The sequence below is a fragment of the Qipengyuania sp. L-5Y genome, assembly GCF_056859455.1.
The window spans coordinates 60419-79779 of sequence record NZ_JBSXOM010000016.1 but is presented as its reverse complement, the minus strand read 5'-3'; the positions used below and the strand labels follow the sequence as shown (position 1 = coordinate 79779).

13 protein-coding genes are annotated in these 19361 nt (G+C 59.9%); 11 read left to right on the top strand and 2 right to left on the bottom strand.

Annotated features, from left to right (window positions below; all coding sequences use genetic code 11):
* Together bioD and AC13F2_RS01615 are read left to right on the top strand one after the other, a co-directional pair.
* On the top strand, positions 1 to 414 hold a 414-nt coding region (bioD, locus tag AC13F2_RS01620; protein WP_482970440.1), incomplete at its 5' end, for an ATP-dependent dethiobiotin synthetase BioD.
* Positions 411 to 1661, top strand: coding sequence for an adenosylmethionine--8-amino-7-oxononanoate transaminase (locus tag AC13F2_RS01615; RefSeq protein ID WP_482970439.1), 1251 nt, complete (start codon positions 411 to 413; stop codon positions 1659 to 1661). The genes bioD and AC13F2_RS01615, both read left to right, overlap by 4 nt.
* Before the next feature lie 28 nt (positions 1662 to 1689).
* Here AC13F2_RS01615 and AC13F2_RS01610 read toward each other — a convergent pair whose 3' ends face one another.
* Complete coding sequence (locus AC13F2_RS01610; protein ID WP_482964960.1) at positions 1690 to 2988, bottom strand: spinster family MFS transporter; 1299 nt, start codon at positions 2986 to 2988, stop codon at positions 1690 to 1692.
* A 262-nt stretch (positions 2989 to 3250) separates the two neighbouring features.
* On the opposite strand from AC13F2_RS01610, the gene AC13F2_RS01605 reads away from it, so the two are divergent.
* From AC13F2_RS01605 to AC13F2_RS01590, 4 genes are read left to right on the top strand one after another with little or no spacing between them, the layout of a single operon-like run.
* On the top strand, positions 3251 to 5629 hold the full coding sequence (locus AC13F2_RS01605; protein WP_482964959.1) for a TonB-dependent receptor: 2379 nt from the start codon (positions 3251 to 3253) through the stop codon (positions 5627 to 5629).
* A 2-nt stretch (positions 5630 to 5631) separates the two neighbouring features.
* Complete coding sequence (locus tag AC13F2_RS01600) at positions 5632 to 7290, top strand: carboxylesterase/lipase family protein (protein ID WP_482964958.1); 1659 nt, start codon at positions 5632 to 5634, stop codon at positions 7288 to 7290.
* Positions 7287 to 8849 (top strand): AMP-binding protein, encoded by a 1563-nt coding sequence (locus AC13F2_RS01595; RefSeq protein WP_482964957.1) that lies wholly within the window; start codon positions 7287 to 7289, stop codon positions 8847 to 8849. The genes AC13F2_RS01600 and AC13F2_RS01595 overlap by 4 nt, the downstream gene beginning before the upstream one ends.
* A gap of 55 nt (positions 8850 to 8904) precedes the next feature.
* Positions 8905 to 9579, top strand: a complete 675-nt coding sequence (locus AC13F2_RS01590) for a TetR/AcrR family transcriptional regulator (protein WP_234003113.1) — start codon at positions 8905 to 8907, stop codon at positions 9577 to 9579.
* A gap of 7 nt (positions 9580 to 9586) precedes the next feature.
* Here the strand turns inward: AC13F2_RS01590 and AC13F2_RS01585 are convergent, their stop codons facing one another.
* Positions 9587 to 10564, bottom strand: coding sequence for a serine hydrolase domain-containing protein (locus AC13F2_RS01585; RefSeq protein WP_482964956.1), 978 nt, complete (start codon positions 10562 to 10564; stop codon positions 9587 to 9589).
* A 486-nt stretch (positions 10565 to 11050) separates the two neighbouring features.
* On the opposite strand from AC13F2_RS01585, the gene AC13F2_RS01580 reads away from it, so the two are divergent.
* The 5 genes from AC13F2_RS01580 to AC13F2_RS01560 all read left to right on the top strand — a co-directional run bounded on the left by AC13F2_RS01580 (position 11051) and on the right by AC13F2_RS01560 (position 19339).
* The gene (locus AC13F2_RS01580) at positions 11051 to 13099 is read left to right on the top strand and encodes a S9 family peptidase (RefSeq protein ID WP_482964966.1); all 2049 of its coding nucleotides are present in this window, start codon (positions 11051 to 11053) and stop codon (positions 13097 to 13099) included.
* 417 nt (positions 13100 to 13516) lie between these two features.
* On the top strand, positions 13517 to 16825 hold the full coding sequence (locus tag AC13F2_RS01575; protein ID WP_482964965.1) for a response regulator: 3309 nt from the start codon (positions 13517 to 13519) through the stop codon (positions 16823 to 16825).
* Positions 16825 to 17649 (top strand): CheR family methyltransferase, encoded by an 825-nt coding sequence (locus AC13F2_RS01570; RefSeq protein WP_234036375.1) that lies wholly within the window; start codon positions 16825 to 16827, stop codon positions 17647 to 17649. The genes AC13F2_RS01575 and AC13F2_RS01570 overlap by 1 nt, the downstream gene beginning before the upstream one ends.
* Positions 17646 to 18212: a chemotaxis protein CheB gene (locus tag AC13F2_RS01565; protein WP_482964955.1), complete on the top strand. Its 567-nt coding sequence runs from the start codon at positions 17646 to 17648 to the stop codon at positions 18210 to 18212. The genes AC13F2_RS01570 and AC13F2_RS01565 overlap by 4 nt, the downstream gene beginning before the upstream one ends.
* Positions 18209 to 19339 carry a hybrid sensor histidine kinase/response regulator gene (locus AC13F2_RS01560; RefSeq protein ID WP_482964954.1) on the top strand — a complete coding sequence of 377 codons (1131 nt, stop codon included), beginning with the start codon at positions 18209 to 18211 and terminating at the stop codon, positions 19337 to 19339. The genes AC13F2_RS01565 and AC13F2_RS01560 overlap by 4 nt, the downstream gene beginning before the upstream one ends.
* Positions 19340 to 19361: the final 22 nt, after the last annotated feature.

Sequence of the window (19361 nt, the reverse complement as noted above, 5' to 3'; positions counted from 1 at the left end):
CCGCATCGCTCGGCCGAATTGGACAATGTCATCATCGATCCGGCTTCCTTAGCGTTGCCGCAGGTGACGGGACCTTTGGTGGTAGAGGGCGCTGGCGGCGCGCTCGTTCCGGTCACCCGTGAATTACTCTATGCGGACCTGTTCGCGCGCTGGGCGGCGCCGGTTGTAATCGTGGCAAGCACCGCGCTTGGCACCATCAACCATTCGCTGCTGACTATCGAGGCATTGCGCACTCGCGACGTCCCAATTCTCGGGATCACCTTTATCGGCAATCCGCAAGAGGACACCGAAGAGACCATTTGCGCGATCGGTAAGGTCAGGCGTCTGGGGCGCCTGCCTTTTCTTGATCCGCTTGATAGTGAAAGTCTTGCCGCCACATTCGCGCGCTGTTTCGCAATGGACGACTTTCAATGAGGGAATCGCCCATCTGGCATCCATTCACCCAGCACGGCTTGGGCGAACCCATTCCGACCGTGGCGCGGGCCAAAGGCGCAGTCCTTCATACGAGTGATAGCCAACAGATAATCGATGCGATTTCATCCTGGTGGGTGACGACGCATGGTCATGCTCACCCCCGAATAGCCGCAGCCATTGCCGAGCAAGCTGCGGTGCTAGACCAGATCATCTTCGCGGGCTGGACCCATGGTCCGGCCGAAGAGCTAGCGAAAGGTCTCCGCGCCCTGATGCCGGAAAGCCTGACGCGCGTGTTCTTTTCCGATTCCGGATCGACAAGCGTTGAAGTCGCCCTGAAAATGGCCTTGGGTTACTGGCTTCATCGTGGCGAAACGCGGCATAGCGTGGTCGTGATGGACAATGGCTACCATGGCGACACCATCGGGGCCATGTCGGTCGGCGCGCGCGGCGCATTCAACCGCGCTTACGAACCCCTGTTGTTCGACGTCACGTCCATCCCCTTTCCCTCGCATGGTGCGGAACAGCATGCGCTTGATGCCCTGGAAGTAGCGTGTCGCAAAGGCGCGGCAGCGTTCATTGTGGAGCCGCTCATTCTCGGCGCAGGCGGGATGCTGATGTATTCTTCGCAAACGCTCGCGGACATGCGCCGGATTTGCGCTCGATATGGTACCCTTTTCATCGCCGATGAGGTCATGACTGGTTGGGGCAGGACCGGCACGTTGCTCGCTTGCGAACAGGCCGAAATCGAGCCAGACATACTGTGCTTATCCAAAGGGCTGACCGGCGGTGCCATTCCATTGGCAGTCACAATGGCGAGCGAGCCTGTCTTCGACGCACATCGCAGCGAAGATCGGGCGCAAATGTTTTTCCATTCATCGAGCTATACCGCCAATCCGCTCGCTTGCGCAGCCGCCAACGCCAACCTTGCAATCTGGCGTAACGAGCCGGTCATGCAGCGGATCGCGAATTTGGGCGAAGGGCAGGCAGCGCAATTGAACGCACTGGCAACGCATCGGGCGGTTCAAAATCCTCGGCAAACCGGCACCATTACTGCATTCGAGGTGGGCGAAGGGAGCGGGTATCTCTCCGACCTCGCCCCGCGAATGCTTGCACTCTTTCGAGAGCGAAACGTCCTGCTTCGGCCGCTAGGTAACACCATCTACGTAATGCCGCCTTACTGCATCAGCAGTGAGCAACTAGACTGTATATACGATACTATCCGCGAAGTGATCGACGACGTGACCTAGTGAGACTGTGCTGATCGATGGCTGGCCATCAACCCAGGGCGCGTACTTCGTTCCGTAATCGCTTAGCCAACGAGAGAAAAATCAGGATGGCGATGACGAAGAAGGGCGTAAGTGTATAGAGCGCGACCTGGAGCGAATTGGTCATGCCCTGCGCGGCGAAATAGTCGCTGGCGATACCGACATAGGTCGGCCCCAGACCCAGCCCGATGAAATTCATCACGAGCAGTAGCAGAGCGCCTGCAAGCACGCGCTGGTTCGGACGCACCTCGTCCTGCACCAGCGCTATCGAAGCTGAGAGGTAGAAGTAGTTCAAGAACATCACGGGCGTCAGTAGGATGAGCGCTAACTCCCAAGTTGGCGCCCACACGAAACCGAGATAGAATGGCAGAGCGAGTGTCAGCGACGCCGCAGGAGCGAGAGCGAACGCCGTCCGCGTACCCCGTGTAAACCGGTCGAGCAGGCGCCCCGATACCAGCATGCCCGATCCCATACCCAGGCCGACCACCAGGGCGTACCAGAGCGCAACCTCCTCCAACGTCATACCCTTTTCACGCATGAGGAAGAGCACCGCAAAATTGCCGAGGCCGTAGGTTACGAACTGCGTCGCTCCACTCCCGAGCGAGGCGCGCACGAGCAACGGGTTACGGAAAAAATCCTTCACCGTGCCCACGAACGGGGCCGGCATGGACGCGGTTTCATCCAGCGTGATGTCGGTCGCTCCACGTTCGGGGTCGCGCATGACCACTTTGAGCAGGATTGCGGTCACGATGCCAACGATGCCGACAACAATGAAGGCGTCACGCCAATCGAACGCGGCTGCGATCGAAGCACCAAAAGCGATACCAACTGCCGCTCCAATGGGCGGACCCAGGTTGAAGATGCCAAGCGCGGTTGCCCTGTAACCGGGCGAGAAAGTATCTGTGATAAGAGCGTAGGATGGCGGCACCCCGCCCGCCTCGCCGAAACCGACTGCCATGCGGGCCACCACCAGTTCGGGGTAAGAACGCGCGAGCCCGCAGGCGACAGTGGCTGCGCTCCAGATACCGCAGGCCACCGCAAGAATTGTCACCCGGTTGGTGCGGTCGGCAAGCCAACCGACCGGTATCGCGATGAAAGTATAGAACATCGCGAAATAGAGCCCGCCGATCAGGCCGAGCTGACCATCAGTAATATCAAGCGATTCCTGGATCGGAAGCGCCAGAATTGCGAGTAATTGGCGGTCGAGAAAATTGAGCACATAGACGAAGCTCAGCAGGGAAAGCATCGTCCAAGCTTTGCGGTCCGGCTTGCGGACAGCTCGCTCCGGCGCCGCGGCAGCCGCGATCACGAGTTGCCCCAAGGCTTGATGGAATCCGCCCGTTTACCGTTGTTCATCCCGACTCTCCCCTTCGCGTCGTGCTGCGCGATTTCATTCACTAGTTAGTGAGTGAGTAGGATCTGTCAGCCCGTTGGTCAATGTGGAAACCTCGATACGCCCTCGTCCTCTTTTATTAACGCGCGCGATAGTGAATGTTGACATTATCGTTCGCGTGAACGAGTTGTACGGCAAGCGGCGGGCGCGACTCGTCGTAGGGATTGGGAGAAAAAAGATGACGGCACGTTACTTTGCCACAGCTTCGGCGCTCGCCTTCACGGCACATGCCATACCGACTTACGCACAGGATGCGAACGACATCGCGCAACCGTCCACCGGACCTGACGTCGTCGGCGAAGAGGTCATCGAGGATGTTTCGCCCAGCGCCGAGGCTGCGCGCTCCAGCAACACGATCATCGTCACCGCGACCCGCCGCGAGGAAAGCATCCAAGATGTTCCCCTCTCCATCACCGCCTTCGGTCAGGAAGAACTGACCAAGAAAGGGATCGTCGGTTTCGAAGGCATCGGTCGCGAAACGCCGGGCGTAATCCTCAACCGCCCGACCCAGAATTTCAACAATTTCACGGCCCGCGGCATCGCGACCAACGGCTACAATGCCAACCTGTCGAGTACAGTGTCGGTCTATATCGACGAACTGCCCGTCTCGACGATCGGCAACACCACAGTCGTTGATCCAAACCTGTTCGATGTCGAGCGGGTGGAATTTCTGCGAGGGCCGCAGGGTACCTTGTTCGGATCGGGCTCGTTGTCGGGCGCCATGCGGATCATCACCAAGAGCCCGGAACTCGGCTATTTCGACACGGCCGCCCTGGTCGATTTCGGCCTGACAAACGATGATTCCTTCCGCCAGCGTTACAATGCGATGGTCAACGTTCCGATTGGCGACAAGGTCGCCGTTCGCGCGGTCGGCTTCTACCGTGACGAGGAAGGTTATCTCGACAACCTCGGCACCGGAGTGAACAATTCCAACACGCTGATCGACTACGGCGGTCGGCTCGTCCTGCTGTTCCAGCCGACGGACCGTCTGTCGATCAAGCTGCTCGGCAGCTACGAGAACAGCGACCCGAAAGACAGCTCGCTAACCAGTCCCTCGCTTGGCGAGGAGAAGCGCATTTCCGATGAACCTGATCGCTTCACCGGCAAGCAGCTTATCGCCAATGCGACATTGGAATACGATTTCGACTGGGCGACACTCACCAGTTCCTCAACCTATTCGGACTTCAAGCAGCGTTTCTATGTCGATCTGGCTGGAACCTTCGCCCCCGGATCCTTTCCTGGCGCCCCGATCGCCTTCGGCCTCGACGCCGATGCGTTCGATAACGTGTTCGTACAGGAAACCAGGCTCGCTTCCTCGCTCGGTGGTGCGTTCGAATTCGTCGTAGGCGGCTTCTATCTCAACCGTCGCCGGGACGTTGACTTTCTCTATCGTTCCAACCCCGCTTTTCTCGAGGCACGTGGACTTACCGGTCTTCCTGACAAGTATTTCCAGGAACAGTATACATACTCCATAAGCGAAGAAATCGCGGCGTTCGGCGAGCTTACCTATCGCTTCTCCGACCGCTTCTGGCTGACAGGCGGCCTCCGGTACGGGGAGATCAGTGCTCAGGGCTTCACCGAAGCGGGGGGCTTCCTCGCTACAGGCACCACGCCTTTTATTCCCGGCGCTCAGACCAATTATTATACCGCCGCCCTGTTTGGCATCCCGCTGAACTTCGATATTTTTACACCCTATGAAGCGGTGGAAGGTGTCAAAGCGAAAGGATCCAAGCCATCTTACAAGCTTGCTGCTTCGTTCAAACCCACGCAGAATATTACCACCTACGCCACATTCGCCACTGGCTTTCGCGCACCGATCGTCAATGCCGCCGCAGGTCGGCCCAGCGTGGCTCCTGGCGGCGAGAACGACATTATCATTCCGTTCGGCGCCACGTCTGACGATCTGAAAAGCTATGAGATCGGCGCCAAGGCAGTCTGGCTTGACGGGCGAGTAACTGCAAATCTGGCAGCCTATTACATCGATTGGAGCAACATCCAGGTCCAGGCCAACCGGGTCAGCGATTCCGTTCAGTTTGCCACCAACATCGGTGCTGCGACCAGCAAGGGTATCGAATTCGAGCTTGGCGTAGTTCCGGCGACTGGTTGGTTCCTTGGCGCCAATGGTGCCTATAATGATGCAAAGATCACAGAACTGACAGCCGCCGAAGCGGCGATCTCGGGCGCAGAAATCGGTCACCGGCTTTCCGCCCCACGTATTCAGGGGGCCGCTTTCGTCAGCTATACCTTCAATCTTGCCGACGACATGGAGGCGACCTTAGCCACGAACGCTCAGTATATCGGCGAATATAACAGCAGTTTCCCCAACCAGCCGGGCAACCCGAACGTGCGCCTCGCGACCTTTGGGCAGACCGACGACTATACCAACGTCAATGCTAGCTTTGGGGTAAACAAGGGCAAGCTCGGCGCGCAGCTTTATGTAGAGAACATCTTCGACGATCATTCCATCACCTACATCCATCCAGAAGCCTTCCTGATCAGCCGTTTCGGCACCCTGCGTCCGCGGACATTTGGCATCCGCCTGAGCTACGGGATCTGACCATGATCCGGTCGCACTATCGGGCGCTTCGTCACATCGCATTTGGCATGACGGCCCTCGGCCTTTCTGCAGCCGCATCGTCTGCCGAGAGGCCGTCCGTCACCGCGCCCGCCGGTACATTCGAGGGTGTTACCGAGGGCTCGGCGAATGTCTTTCGCGGGATAAGCTATGCAGAAGCGCCGACCGGCGAGCGTCGCTGGCGCCCGCCCGTACCGAAAGCGCGTGCGAGCGCACCGGTCGATGCGAGCGAGTTCGGCCCAATCTGCAACCAGCCCGAATTCCCGAACGTACCTGCAAACATTTATTACGAGGACCTCCCACCGATGAGCGAGGACTGCCTCTCGCTCAATGTCTGGCAGCCCGAGAATGCGGATCATGCGCCGGTGTTCGTTTGGATTCATGGCGGCTCGCTCTTGACAGGCGCAGGCCGTTTCTCGCTCTATAACGGGGCGGAACTGGCAAAGCGTGGGGTCGTGGTTGTCTCGATCAACTACAGGCTTGGGGCGCTCGGCTTCATGGCCCATCCCGAACTGTCTGCGGAATCGCCGGACAATGTTTCCGGTAATTACGGTCTCCTCGATCAGATCGAGGCGCTGCGCTGGGTCGAGCGCAACATCGCGGCATTCGGCGGCGATTCCGGCAATGTGACTGTAGCGGGGGAATCGGCGGGTGGCCTTAGCGTCATGCACCTCCTCGCATCCCCGCTTGCCACGGGCCTCTTCGACCGTGCCGTTATGCAGAGCGCATATATGGTTTCCGAGCCGAGCCTTCGACAAGTGCTCAATGGCCACCCTTCCGCCGAAAGCGAAGGAGTGCGCATCGCCGAAGCGATTGGCGCAGGAAATCTGGCCCGACTGCGCGAGATGAGCGCTGGCGAGATAACGAGAAAGTCGACCGTCGCAGGCTTCCAGACCTATTTCACAGTGGACGGCAAGATCGTCCCTGCGCAAATCACCGATGTGTTCGACCAAGGAGCGCAAGCTCGCGTGCCGGTCCTCGCCGGCTTCAATAGCGGGGAAATTCGCTCGCTGCGGATGCTGCTGCCCCCCGCCCCATCCGGTAAAGAAGAATACGAAGCCAAAATCCGCAATGCCTATGGCGATGTGGCCGATATCTTTCTGCGGATCTACCCCTCCGAGAGGATCGAGCAGAGCATGCTCGAGACGACGCGTGATGCGCTTTATGGGTGGACTACGCAGCGTATTGCAGAAAAGCAGGAAGCGGTTGGCTCCCCGGCTTTCGTCTATCTCTTCGATCATGGATATCCTGCCGCCGACAAAACAGGCCTTCACGCATTTCACGGTGCCGAGCTGCCCTACATGTTCGGAACGATCGAACGGACCGCCGCCAATTGGCCACGCATTCCACGCGATCGCAAGGAACGGGCGCTGTCCGATGCGATGGTCGATTACTGGACATCGTTTGCCCGCTCGGGCGAGCCGTCGTCCGATGGCAATCCAAAATGGCCGGCGTTCGGACAAAGCGAAAACTGGATGGTGTTCGACGAGAGGCCACACGTCATCGAGGACGTCATGAGCTATCGCTATGATCTGGTCGAGCATGTCGTCTGCCGCCGCCGCGCCGCAGGCGATCAGCAATGGAACTGGAATGCGGGCCTCGCTTCACCTGTGCTTCCGCCCCCCGTGGACCAGTGCCGATGATCGATGGGGCGATGCAGGATTTCCCGCTAACGCTGGATCGGTTTCTGGGCCACGCTGCAAAATGGCATCCCGACGCCGAAGTGGTGAGCGCCCGGGATGACGGAACAGTCGGACGGATCAATTACGCGGAACTGCATCTCCGGGCTCGCCTCGTCTCGGCCGCGCTGGACGCGCTTAACATTAAGACTGGCGACCGAGTGGCCACGCTCGCGTGGAATACGCAGGAACATGTCGAAGCGTGGTACGGCATCATGGGGATGGGTGCGGTCTGCCACACGCTTAACCCCCGCCTGACCGCCGAACAGCTGGGTTGGATGATCGGGCAATCGGAAGCGTCCATCCTGTTGGCCAGCTCCGACCTGCTCGATCTTGCGCGCGAGGTGATTGTTGCCTCAACCAAAGGCGCCTGCCGCCTCATTGCGCTGGGCCCAGTGAAGGATGGTAACGACAGCCTGGATGACCTGTTAGTACAACCCTCTCAAGAGATCGCATGGGGCGGCTTCGACGAAACTCTGCCCAGCGGCCTCTGCTTCACCTCCGGCACGACGGGCGCACCGAAGGGCGTCACCTACACCCACCGCGGCAATTACCTCCATACACTGAAGCTGCTTCAAGCCGATGTAACCTCGATCACCGCGCGCGAAGTGGTCATGCCGGTCGTGCCGATGTTCCACGCCAATGCCTGGGGGTTGCCCTTCGCCTGTCCCGCTGTCGGCGCAAAGCTGGTTTTGCCGGGGCGCTACGCGGATGGTGCCAGCTTGGCGCGCTTCATCGCGAACGAAAGCGTCACCATAGCGGTCGGCGTGCCCACGGTCTGGCTCGGGCTGATGGATCATCTCGATGCGAATGGAATTCAGTTGCCGAGCCTTAAACGCATCATGGTCGGCGGTGCGCCCATGTCGCAGGCGTTGATGGACCGGATCGAGCAGCGCGGGATCGAGGTCCAGACGACTTGGGGCATGACCGAATTATCGCCGCTAGGGACGGCGACGCCCCCGGGTGCGGAGGCGCGCGATCCGCGCACCTCCGGCCGCCCGGCCGTCGGTGTCGACTTGCGGCTTACCGATGGCGAAGGCAACCCTTTGGACGCGCAGCGGGAGGTCGAGGGGCACCTCTGGGTCCGGGGCGCCGCGGTGGTCGATCGTTATTTCGGGCAGGAACAGCAGGCCACCGCAGACGGCTGGTTCAACACCGGGGATCTCGCAAGGATCGAGCGGGACGGCACCGTGCTCATCACCGGGCGCTCCAAGGATCTGATCAAGTCAGGTGGCGAATGGATCAATCCGACCGAGATCGAAACGGTCATCTCCGCCCTTCCCTGCGTATCGCAATCTGCGGTCATCGGACGCAGCGACCCCAAGTGGGGAGAGCGTCCGCTTTTGCTCGTCGAACTGCGCGATGGGTATTCCCCCACCGACGCTGAACTCTTGGCAGAGCTGGACGGTCGGGTGGCTAGTTGGTGGATCCCCGATCACGTCGTGCGATTGCCGCAGATGCCTTTGGCGCCAACCGGGAAGATCGACAAGTTGCGCTTACGGAACGAATATTGCAATGCATGAGCGTTCTATCACCCTCGCGGCCGCAGATGCGGCGTCCATGCGGAAGAGTAACAGCGTGCCAGCAGCCAGGAAGCCCGGAAAAAAGCCGCTGAGCAAAGCGGAACGGCGTGCCGAGACGACCGAACAGATCCTGGACGAAGCCGAATATCTCTTCTCGAAACATGGACTTTACGGGGTGACGCTGAAGGATGTCGCCCAACGTGCAGGCGTTCACCATACGCTGGTGAATTACTATTTTGACGATAAGGATACCCTTTTCGAAGCCGTTTTCGAGCGCCGCGCCGAAGTGACTCGTGAATTGCGGATGAAAGCGCTGGAAGAATACGAGAAGGCAAACGAAGACAACCTTACCGTCGAAGGGGCGCTACACACCTTTCTCGACACGGACCTCAACCTGTATGGCGCAGGAGGCGAAGGCTGGCGCAATTATGGGGCGCTCGCATCGCAAGTGGCCAATACGCCCGAATGGGGCGCGAAACTCATGGACAAGAATTTCGACCCGGTTGTCCTGAAGCTGGTCGACATCATCAACCGCGCCCTGCCCGATGCCAACAAGGTCGATATTTTCTGGGGCTATCATTTCGTGTCCGGCGCCTTGCTACTCACGCTCGCGCGAACGGGGCGGATCGACAAACTGTCCGATGGCCTTTGCCAATCGGAGGATTTCGAAGCGGTGAAGCAACGCATGGCCGATTTCATGGCTGCGGGTTTCAAAGCCATCTGCACATAGTAACGGACTAAACGCTTCCGCCGGTTTTCGCGGCCGGAACGATGCCCTCCGCAAGCAGGCTTCTCAGAGCGGCAATATGTTGCCCTCCGCGCTCGACATCCGTTGTGGACGTCATGACCACCGTCAATTCGAGGTCAGGCACGACATAGATCATTTGGCCTCCATATCCCCACGCATAATACAACTCATGTCCGCCGACGTCGGATATGAACCATCCGTAGCCATATTGCTCGCCGCTCCAGGGGGAAGTCGTCTGAGGCTTCCAACTGAGTTCGACCCATTCCTCTGGCAGCAGGCGCTTCCCATCGATCGCCCCGCCGAGCCGGTAGAGTTCTCCGAACTTCGCCATGCCGCGCGGGCTCATGGCCATTTGATTGCCGCCAAGGTAAATTCCCTGTGGATCGCGTTCCCATTGCGGGATGGCGACATTCAACGGATCGGCCAGCCATTCCTGCGCCAGGGCCCAGGTCGATCGACCCGATGCCTCCGTCAGCATGGCGGACAGAAGATGGGTGCTGCCGGTCGAATAGAGCATCGCACCGCCTGGTTCTTCAACGAAGGGCCGCGAGAGCGCATATCGAACCCAGTTCGGACTCGACACCCAACGGCCATAATTTTCTCCCGACGTGCGTTCCAATCCGGCCTGCATTGAAAGCAGATTGCCTATGGTCAGACGGCTGAGGCGTGGATCGGCCTCTCGCGGCGCATGGCTCGACAATTCGGTTAGGATCGGCTGATCGACGCCATCAAAAATGCCCCGGTAGATCGCAATCCCTACCAGTGCCGAAATGACCGACTTGGAGGCAGACTTGATGTTAACAGTATCGTCTAGCGCGGCTCCGCCATGGAACCGCCGCGCAACAAGTTCCTCACCGCCCCGCATCACGATGAGCGAGCGGATGTTGGGAAGGTTCTCGGCTCGGTTGAGGACCTGCTCCATGGCGGCGGCGTCCAGGCCCCGCGTTGCGGGCGCCGTCTCACCCATGTCATGCGATGACGTGTTGTTAGCATCTTGGGCCGCACCGCAACCCGTGGATGTCAAAGTAAGAGCCGCTAAAGCACCATATACTGAGCGTATCAATTTCCACCTCATTTGTGAGCTACTGCTTCAAACAGTGAGGCGAAGCATTTTCGCCCAGATGAATGGCCTTGGTTTTGGACAAGGCTCCAATTCTAACCTCTGGCCCACCGAATGTTCCGACGAGCTCTTATACCGGAGGGGCGAAACGGCTCCGCATCGCGATGCTAAGTTGGGCACGCTGATCATTGCACCAGATAAGAAAACTCGCCTAAGCTCCAAAACACCCAGCGCCCGAGATCTTCGAACAAAGGAAAGGAATACTGCATGGCCACAGGCAAGTTGGTGATGAGCATGGCATTGCTCGCATTCCCGATGCAGATGGCCGTCGCACAGCAACCCGAACCTGAGCAAACGGCTGCTCCGGATGCACAGTCCCGGCAGGCCACCCCCATGTCGGGTGCTGCCACGGGCAGCACCCGCAGCGGGCCCGAGCGCCGCTTCACCGGCGCCGACCTGTTCGATCTTGCCATCGCCAGCGATCCGCAAATCAGCCCCGACGGGCGCTACATTGCGTATGTGCGCCAGTCGAACGACATCATGTCCGATCGCGCGATTGGATCGATCTGGTTGATCGACACGCGCACCGGTCGCGAAACCCCGCTCGCCGGACGCAATGGCGATGCTTTCAACCCTCGGTGGTCGCCCAGCGGCGACCGACTTGCCTATGTGTCCACGGAAGGCGGCGGGCCGCAACTTTGGGTGCACTGGATCGAGGGCGGCAATGCCGTTCGGTTGACGGGACTACCCACCAGCCCTTCGAGCATGGCCTGGTCGCCCGATGGTCGGTCGATCGCCTATACGATGCTGGTCAAGGATGACGGCCCCAAGCTGGGCACTGCGCCATCAGACAAGCCGGAAGGTGCAGACTGGGCCGAGCCACTCGAAATTCGCGATCTGCTGACTTATCGGGCTGACGGCCAAGGCTATCTGGAACCTGGTTTCGACAAGATCTTCGTTGTGCCGAGCACGGGAGGCGCGCCGCGCCAGCTTACCTTCGGCCGCTTCCATGATGGCGGCCCACTTAGCTGGTCGCCGGATGGCTCCACGATATATTTCGGTGCCAACCGCCGTGCCGATTGGGAAATCGATTCAGTCGAAGGTGAGGTCTATGCGCTCGATGTGGCGTCCGGCGGAATTCGCCAACTGACCGATCGCGATGGTCCGGACGGCAATCCTGTCGTATCTCCTGACGGGCAGCTGATTGCCTATCTCGGCTTCGATGATGCATTGCGAGCCTACGAGGACAACGACCTCTATGTCATGAACCGCGACGGATCGAATGTCCGCAACCTCACAGCCGACTGGAATTTCAACCCGACGGGTATCGTCTGGGATGCCGATGGACGCGGGATCTATGCGCAATACGATATTTCCGGTGAGACGAGGGTAGCTCGCGTCGCCTTGGATGGTTCGGTGCGCGATGTAGTCGATGGTCTTTCCGGTGGCGGCCTCGACCGCCCCTACACCGGCGGCAGCTTCTCAGTTTCCGACGATGATATGATCGCTTTCACAGGGGGCACCGCAACTCGCCCAGCCGAAGTTCAGCTTGCTCGTGCCGGCGGCGAAGCGCGCATTCTGACGGATCTCAACCGGTCGTTGAGAGCAGTCAAATCTCTCGGTGAAGTTCGACGTATAGCGACACAATCAAGCCATGACGGGCTCGAGATCGAAGGCTGGTTGACCTTGCCGCCGAATTACGTCGAAGGCCAGCGCGTCCCACTCATCCTCGAAATACATGGCGGTCCGTTCGCGGCCTACGGCCCGCATTTCTCGACCGACAATCAGCTCTACGCGGCAGCAGGCTACGCTGTGCTGTCCGCCAATCCGCGGGGCTCTACCAGTTATGGCGAAGATTTCGCCAATCAGATCGACAAGGCCTATCCGGGCAACGATTATTTCGACCTCATGTCTATCGTCGATCGCGCAATCTCGCTCGGGATCGCCGATCCCGACCAACTGTTCGTCACCGGCGGTTCGGGTGGGGGCGTTCTGACAAGCTGGATCGTCGGCAAAACGCGGCGATTCAAGGCAGCGGCAACACAAAAGCCGGTCATCAACTGGACCACCCAAGCGCTTACTGCCGATGGCCCTTCCTTCTTTGGCAAATACTGGATCGGCGCACAGCCGTGGGAAGATCCGCAAACCTACTGGCGCATGTCGCCGCTGTCGCTCGTTGGCGATGTCGAGACACCCACATTGGTGGTCGTCGGAAGCGAGGACTATCGCACCCCCGTCAGCGAATCCGAACAGTATTACACTGCGCTAAGCCTGCGTGGCGTTCCGACGGCACTGGTCAAAGTCCCCGGAGCCAGCCATGGTGGCATCGCCGCCCGCCCCTCGCAATCCGCAGCAAAAGCCTCGGCGATCCTCGCCTGGTTCGATCGCTACAAGACCGGTTGGACACGAGGCGCCGCTCAATCGTCTGAAAAAGAAAAATAGAGCTGCAGCGATGAAGCGGATTCTTTGCGAAGGTGCTCATTCTCTGAGGTAACGATCGCCCACCGCAAAGATTCCGTATTTGTCTTCCTGGATGGTCGGCGTTTCCAAGCCACAGCGCGCTTGCTTCGCCGACACTTTCTCGATCACTGCTTGCTAAACAAAATTCGAAATACACACGGGATCCGCGCCACCTTTTCTCCGGGTCGCCATCAGATAAATCGCGAAATTTGTTTGATAACCGTCAACGGGCCTCGCTAAGGCGGGCGCGAATTTCCTTAAGGCGCCGTTTCTTTGAAAAATACAGCATATGCGCGGTTGTTTCGTAATTCCGCGAATGGATGGACGATCGGCGGGCTGCTGATCGGTGTCGGGTTTTTCCTGATCAGCGCTTTCGCCGCCTATTCCAACGTGAACGACATGCGCGCCAACGAAGCGCGAATCCGCAATACGCACGAAGTGTTGAGCACTCTCGACGAACTGCTGGCGGCAAGTCTGGACGCCGAGACTGGGCAGCGCGGCTATCTCCTGACCGGCGAGGGCAATTTTCTCGAGCCATATTACGACGGGGTCAGCACTGCGCGCGACAATCTGACGGCACTTGAATCGCTGACCCGGGCAAGCAGTGTTCAAAGTGCCAATGTCGAACGGCTCCGTTCTGCGATCGAGAACAAGTTCCGCTTTTCCGCCCGCGCCATCCAGACGCGGCGCAATGAAGGTATCGCGCAAGCCATCGATCTGACCGTTAGCGAGCGCGGCAAGATCGCCATGGACGCAATCCGCGATCAGCTGGCGCAGATGAAGCGCGAGGAAGTGCGCGAGCGCCAGCAACGGGTCGAGGAACTTGCCGCAGCGTCGCGCACCGCTGTCGTCAGCGCCATTGTCACCAGCCTGATCGGCATCGCCCTGACAATTGCGATCTTCGTACTGATGGTCCGTACGAACCGTAACCGAGAGCGTCAGCGCTGGATGCAGACCGCACAGGTCGAACTTAGCGAAGCCATGCGGGGTGAGAAGACCGTCTCTCAGCTAGCGGCGGCCATTCTGACATTCCTCGCCGATCGCACGGACGCGGTCGCCGGTGCGCTTTTCAAGAGCGAAGGCGGCGCCTTCAATAGAGTTGCCATGCTTGGCGTGCCGGATGAGGCCGGAGTGCCCGAAGCGTTCGGGCCTGGCGAAGGGCTGCTTGGAAAGGTCGCGGCGGATGCACGAGCGACGATGCTGACCAACCTGCCCGAAGGGTACCTGAAGATCGGATCGGCGCTCGGCAGCGAAACACCGCGGCATGTGGTCGTGGCGCCTGCCTTTTCCGATGGGCGCGTGAATGCCGTCATGGAGCTCGGCTTCTTTGAAGGAGTCGACGAGCGCGTGCTCGAACTGCTTGAAGCGGTCTCGGGCGCGGTGGGCATCGCCTTGCGATCGGCGCGGTTCCGTGAGCGTTTGCAAGACGCATTGGAGGAAGCGCAGCGGCAGGCCGGCGAGCTTCAGGCCCAGAGCGAGGAATTGCGGGTCTCCAACGAGGAGCTCGAGGAACAGGGCAATGCGCTCAAGGAATCGCAGGCGCGCCTCGAACTGCAGCAGGTCGAGCTTGAGCAGACCAACAGCCAGCTCGAAGAGCAGGCCCAGACGCTTGAGGGCCAGCGCGACGAATTGGGTCGCGCTGCCGCCTCGCTTGAGCTGAAGGCGCGTGAACTGGAACAGGCGAGCCAGTACAAATCCGATTTTCTGGCCAATATGAGCCACGAATTGCGCACCCCGCTCAACTCGCTGCTGATCCTGTCCAAGCTTCTGGCCGACAATTCGAACGGCAATCTGTCGGACGAACAGGTGAAATTCGCCCGCACGATTGAATCTTCGGGCAACGATCTTCTGACGCTGATCAATGACATTCTGGACCTTTCCAAGATCGAGGCCGGCCACGTGGAGATCGAAGCAGCGCCGGTTGCAACCGAACGGCTCGCCGGGGACCTGCGCAAGGTGTTCGAACCGGTTGCGCAGCAGCGCGGGCTGGAACTCGATATTACCGTGGCGCCCGACGCTCCAAGATCGATCGAGACCGACCGGTTACGGCTCGAGCAGGTGCTCAAGAACCTGTTGTCGAACGCGCTCAAATTCACCGAGAAGGGAAGCGTCCGACTGTCGATCGCCGCCGGATCGGACGACATGGTCGAGCTTGCCGTGACCGACACCGGCATCGGCATCGCCGAAGGTCAGCGCGAGGCGATCTTCGAAGCATTCCAGCAGGCCGACGGTACGATCAGCCGCAAATTCGGCGGCACTGGGCTCGGCCTGTCGATCTCGCGCGAACTCGTGCGCCTTCTGGGCGGCACCATCAGGCTCGAAAGCGAAGAAGGCAAAGGCAGCACTTTCGTAGTGAGTGTGCCGACAGCCTACGATCCTGCCAAGGTTGCGTCGCGTCAGCCGATGCCGGTCACCCGTGACGACGCGCCCACCCCGGCCGCGTTACCTCCAGCGAAGCCGCGAACCGCGCCAGCCAAGCCCGCCATGCTCGACGACGATCGCGATGCCCTTGCGGAAGGCAAGCGGCTGCTGCTCGTCATCGAGGACGACACGACCTTCGCCGGCATCGTTTGCGAACTGTCGCGCGAACTGGGGTTCCAGTGCATTGTCGCCGGGACGGCACAGGAAGCGATCGATCTCGCCCGGGATTACCGTCCAAGTGCGATCGTGTTGGATATCGGCCTGCCCGATCAGTCCGGTCTTACCGTGCTCGATCGCCTGAAGCATCAGGAAGAAACGCGGCATATTCCCATTCACGTGATTTCCGGTTCGGACCAGAGCCAGACGGCGCTGGCATTGGGCGCGATCGGCTTTCTCGAGAAACCTGCGCCGCGCGAACAGCTCGCCGAAGTGCTCGCCGGTCTTCAGGAAAAGCTCGCGTCCCGGATGCGGCGCGTGCTGATCGTGGAGGACGACGAGGTTCAGCGGGATGCGGTCGGGGAGCTACTTGGATCGCAGGACGTGGAGACAGTCGGGGTCGGCACGGCGGCCGAGTGCCTGGAGGAACTGCGGGATGGTCAGTACGACTGCATGGTCCTCGATCTCTCGTTGCCTGACGCCTCGGGTTTTACCTTGCTGGAAACCCTGAGCGAAGAAGGCGAAGCGCCGCTACCGCCGGTGATCGTCTACACCGGGCGCGACCTGTCGACAGAGGAAGAGCAACGCCTTCGCCGCTATTCGAGCTCGATCATCATCAAGGGAGCGAAATCTCCCGAACGTCTCCTCGATGAAGTCTCGCTGTTTCTCCACCGCGTCGTCTCCGAACTTCCGCCCGAACAGCGCCAGATGATCGAGAAAGCCCGTCACCGCGACGCCGCACTGGAAGGAAAGCGAATTCTGATCGTCGAAGACGATGTGCGTAATGTCTATTCGCTGACAAGTGTTCTGGAACCTCGCGGGGCCCTCACGCGGATCGCGCGCAACGGCCAGGAAGCCCTCGACGCCCTTGCCGAGGCTGAAGGCGATCCCGACAAGCAGATCGACCTTGTACTGATGGACGTAATGATGCCGGTCATGGACGGGCTGACCGCGGCTCGTGCGATCCGGGACAATTCGCAATGGACCAAGCTGCCGATCGTCATGCTCACGGCCAAGGCCATGCCGGACGACCAGCAGAAATGCATCGATGCGGGCGCAAACGACTACATGGCCAAGCCGATCGACGTCGACAAACTGCTCTCGCTGGTGCGCGTATGGATGCCTCGCTGATGGCGGACAGTATCGAAGATATCGAGATCCAGCTTTTGCTGGATGCTGTATATCGCCATTATCATTACGATTTCAGACATTACGCCCGCGCATCGATCAAGCGGCGCCTGCTGCAAGCGCGCACGCAATGGGGCTATGACAGCATATCGGAGATGCAGTCCGCCGTTCTTCATGACGAGACGATCCTGCCCCGATTGCTGAATTTTCTGACTGTCCAGGTCAGCGAAATGTTTCGCGACCCGTCCTACTTCCGGGCCCTTCGAGAAAAGGTGGTGCCGCACCTGCGCACCTATCCCTCGCTCAAGGTGTGGGTCGCCGGGTGCAGCCACGGTGAAGAACTTTATTCGCTTGCGATCCTCTTCGCCGAGGAAGGTCTGGCCGAACGGACGATATTTTACGCGACCGACATCAACCCTACCGCGCTCAAGGCGGCACAGGCGGGCGTATATCCCCTCGAAAGCATCAGGCTCTTCACGGAAAACCATCGCCTGTCGGGCGGACACACGTCTTTGTCCGATTACTATACCGCGAATTACGACCGGGCCGTGTTCGACAAGTCCCTGCGCGAGCGCACCGTCTTTTCCGACCATAGCCTCGTGACCGATGCCGCGTTCGGCGAGATGCATCTGATTTCGTGCCGCAACGTGCTGATCTATTTCGATCGCGAACTGCAGGATCGCGTCGTCGGACTGTTTGGCGACGCGCTGGTCCGGGGCGGATTTCTCGGCGTCGGCTCGAAGGAAAGCCTGCGCTTTTCGGCACATGCACATCTCTTCTCCGAATTCGTTCGCGAAGAGAAGATTTACCGGAAGGCGTCGCGATGAGCCTGCGAGCAGTAGTCATCGGGGCTTCCGCCGGAGGCGTTCAGGCGCTTTCGCATGTGCTGCCGGACCTGCCTGCGGATTTCCCAGCGCCGGTCCTGGTGGTCGTTCACATTCCGCCGCGCAAGGACAATGCCCTTGTCGATCTCTTCGCGCGCAAATGCCGCCTCAGGGTCAAGGAAGCTGAGGACAAGGAGCCGCTTGCACCCGGCACGATCTATTTCGCCCCGCCCGATTATCATCTTTTGGTAGAAACCGCGGAAACGCTCGCGCTGTCGTCCGACGAAGCCGTCAATCACTCGCGCCCCGCCATCGACGTCCTGTTCGAGACTGCGGCCGATGCGTTTGGATCGGCGCTCGCGGCGGTTGTCCTCACCGGCGCGAACCAGGATGGCGCCCAAGGGTTGAAGGCTGTGTGTAAGACCGGCGGCCGCGGGTTCGTACAGGACCCGGCGACTGCGGAAGTCGCCACCATGCCCGAAGCGGCCCTCGCCGCATGCCCCCCAGCAAGTACGATAAGGCTGGACGACATCCCCAACGCCCTGCAAGCGATGCTCGAAGAATGACCGATCCCGTCAAATTCCTGCTCGTCGACGATCTCGAAGAGAACCTGCTGGCGCTCGAGGCGCTCCTCGCAAGCGAAGGCCTGGATCTGCACAAGGCGCAAAGCGGCGAAGAAGCGCTCGAGCTGATGCTCGCCAACGAATACGCGCTCGCGCTGCTTGATGTCCAGATGCCGGGTATGGACGGCTTCGAACTGGCCGAATTCATGCGCGCCAACGAGCGTTCGCGGCACATCCCCATTATCTTCGTAACAGCGGGATCGGGCGATGAGGCGCGTCGTTTCCGCGGATATGAAGCCGGCGCCGTCGATTTCATCCAGAAGCCGATCGAAGCGGACATCCTGCGCTCCAAGGCGAATGTTTTTCTCGATCTGTATAACCAGCGCCGCCAGATCACCGCCCAGCGTGACGAATTGGCGAAACTGAGCGCCGCGCTGCAAGCCGCCAATCAGCAGAAGAACCGGTTTCTGGCAGTGCTTGCCCACGAATTGCGTAATCCGCTGGCGGTATTCTCATCCGGCCTCAACATACTGGATCGCGGGAATAGCGGGCGAGACCTCAGCCAGGTGCGGCTCTCGATGCGGCAGAACCTCAACCATGTCACCCGCCTCGTCGACGATCTGCTCGACATAAACCGGATCGAACGCGGCAAGATATTGCTGAGAAAACAAAAGGTCGGCCTCGACGAGGTGCTGCCGGCCGCCCTGGAGCTTGCGGAGCCGGCCATCGTCGCTGCCAATCATCGCCTGACAGTCGAGACACCGGACGATGCGATCACTCTCGAGGTGGATCCGGCGCGTTTTATTCAGATCATCAGCAACATAGTCGGTAATGCGGCGCGCTATACGCCCGAAGGCGGTGACATCGGAGTCAAGGTCTCGAAAGCCGATGGCTTCGCTATCATCGAAATTTCCGACAACGGCATCGGCATACCGCCCGGTCAGCAGGCCCAGATATTCAACATGTTCGAACAGTCGGACAACGGGCTGGGCGTCGTGGGCGAAGGACTGGGCATCGGCCTCGCACTGGTGAAACAGCTCGTCGAACTGCATGGCGGTGAGATCGTGCTTCAGAAGAGCCTGCCCGGCGAAGGCAGCACGTTTGAAGTGCGATTGCCCCTCGCCGATTGACGGGACGGCTAATTCAGGTGAC